The sequence below is a fragment of the Burkholderia sp. IMCC1007 genome, assembly GCF_027257875.1.
Taxonomy (GTDB): Bacteria; Pseudomonadota; Gammaproteobacteria; order Burkholderiales; family Burkholderiaceae; genus Burkholderia.
Genome location: NZ_JAPVQY010000134.1, coordinates 1 through 1,813, shown reverse-complemented (window position 1 = coordinate 1,813; position 1,813 = coordinate 1). Strand labels below are relative to the sequence as shown.

General features: G+C 70.0%; 2 protein-coding genes and 1 pseudogene. All 3 read right to left on the bottom strand.

Annotation, left to right across the window (positions count from 1 at the left end; all coding sequences use genetic code 11):
- The coding region (gene cheD / locus O1Q03_RS39910) for a chemoreceptor glutamine deamidase CheD (RefSeq protein ID WP_269511639.1) at nucleotides 1–611 on the bottom strand (611 nt) is incomplete at its 3' end.
- Nucleotides 608–1,561, bottom strand: a complete 954-nt coding sequence (locus O1Q03_RS39905) for a CheR family methyltransferase (RefSeq protein WP_269511636.1) — start codon at nucleotides 1,559–1,561, stop codon at nucleotides 608–610. The genes cheD and O1Q03_RS39905, both read right to left, overlap by 4 nt.
- 3 nt (nucleotides 1,562–1,564) lie before the next feature.
- A pseudogene (locus O1Q03_RS39900) lies at nucleotides 1,565–1,813 on the bottom strand (methyl-accepting chemotaxis protein); the annotation flags it as partial.

The window sequence follows — 1,813 nt, the reverse complement described above, 5'->3', positions numbered from 1 at the left end:
TTCGCCGCGAACAGCTCGACGTGCGCGCGCGTCCGCGCGGCGCGCACGCGGTCGGCCTCGCGCGCGAGCGCGGCTTCGCGCTCGGCCACGCCCGGCACCTGCAGCCGCAGCTTCTTCACCATCGCGCGCCCCGTGTGCGGCATGAACGCGACCTTGCGCGGATGCACGCCCTGCAGGTCCTCCGCGGTGATCCGGATGCGCTCGAGCGCGAGATAGCGGCGCACGAAATCGGCGTTGCGATCGCCGATGTTGATGGTCGTCATCCCGGCCAGCACGGCCGCGCCGCCGAACACTTTCGCCTCGAGGCGTTCGCGCCGCCCGCCCGCCTTGATCAGTTCGTTGATCAGCACTTCCATCGCGTACGCGCCGTAGCGCATCGATTCCGACGCCGCCGCGCCCGCCTCGGCGCCGTCGTCGGGCAACATGAAGTGATTCATCCCGCCGATGCCCGCGAACGGATCGTGCAGGCACGCGGCGACGCACGAGCCGAGCACGGTCATCAGCACCATGTCGTCGGACGTCGTGTAGAACTCGTTCGGCAGCAGCTTCACGCCGGGGCGTTCGAAGTGGTTGTCGAAGTAGCGATTGGTCGCGATCGGCAAGGCGCTCATCCGCGGTCTCCGTATCCAGGCGCGGCCCCCGCGGCGCGGGCATGCGCGCGCGCACGCGTGCCCGGCACGGCATCGCGCGTCAGTTCGTACACCGTCTGCCCGCGCAGCCGGAACGCCTGCGTGACGTATGTGAAGTTCTCCGAATGACCGGCGAACAGCAGCCCGCCCGGCTTCACGAGCGGCTCGAAGCGCGACAGCACCTGCCCTTGCGTCGGCTTGTCGAAATAGATCATCACGTTGCGGCAGAAGATCGCGTCGAACGGCTTCGCGATCCCGTAGTCCGCATCGGTCAGGTTCAGTTGCTCGAAGCGGATCATCGCGCGCAGCTCCGGGCGCACCTTCACGCGACCAGCCTGCGCGCCGGTGCCTTTCAGGAAGAAGCGCTTGAGCCGCTCCGGCGCCAGATGCTTGACCTGGTCGAACGTGTAGATGCCGGCCTCGGCCTTCGCGAGCACCTGCGTGTCGAGGTCGGTCGCGAGGATCGATGCGCCGCGCGCGGCCGATTCGCCCAGCGCCTCGATCAGCGTGATCGCGATCGAATACGGCTCCTCGCCGGTCGACGCCGCCGAGCACCACACCGAGATCGGCGCCGCGCGGCCCTTCACGAAGTCCGCGAGGATCGGAAAGTGGTGCGACTCGCGGAAGAACGCGGTCAGGTTCGTCGTCAGCGCATTGGTGAACGCTTCCCACTCGAGCGGATCGTTCTCGTGCTCGAGCAGGTCGAGGTAGTCGCGAAACGTGTCGAGCCCGCGCGCGCGCAGCCGGCGCGCGAGGCGGCTGTACGCCATGTCGCGCTTGTGCTCGGACAGCGAGATCCCCGCGCGTTGATGAATCAGCGCGCGGATGCGTGCGAAGTCCGCGCCGGTGAACGCGAAGTCGCGCCCCGGCTCGCCCGCGCGAGGCGAGGCGTCCGGTGCATCGGATCGATACGGTGCGCGCGCGGCCGACATGGCTTAGAAGGTCTCCCAGTCGTCGTCGGACGTGCCGGCGGCAGCCAGCGCCGGCTTCTCGCCATTCAGCGCCGGACGCAGCAGCGCGGGCTTGTCGGCCGCGTTGGGCGCCGCCGCGGCGGCCGTCTTCGACAGACGCGGGCCGTAGCCGCTCGCGGCCGGCGCGTCCTTCTGCGTGCGCGCGCCGCTGTCGGCCGCGCGCTTCGGTTCGCGGCTCGCGGCCGGGCTTGCGGCGGCGCTTGCGGCCGAACC

Bases quoted from the DNA above. Each gene is read 5' to 3' on its own strand.
- O1Q03_RS39905 (WP_269511636.1), bottom strand. From the start codon at position 1,561: ATGTCGGCCGCGCGCGCACCGTATCGATCCGATGCACCGGACGCCTCG.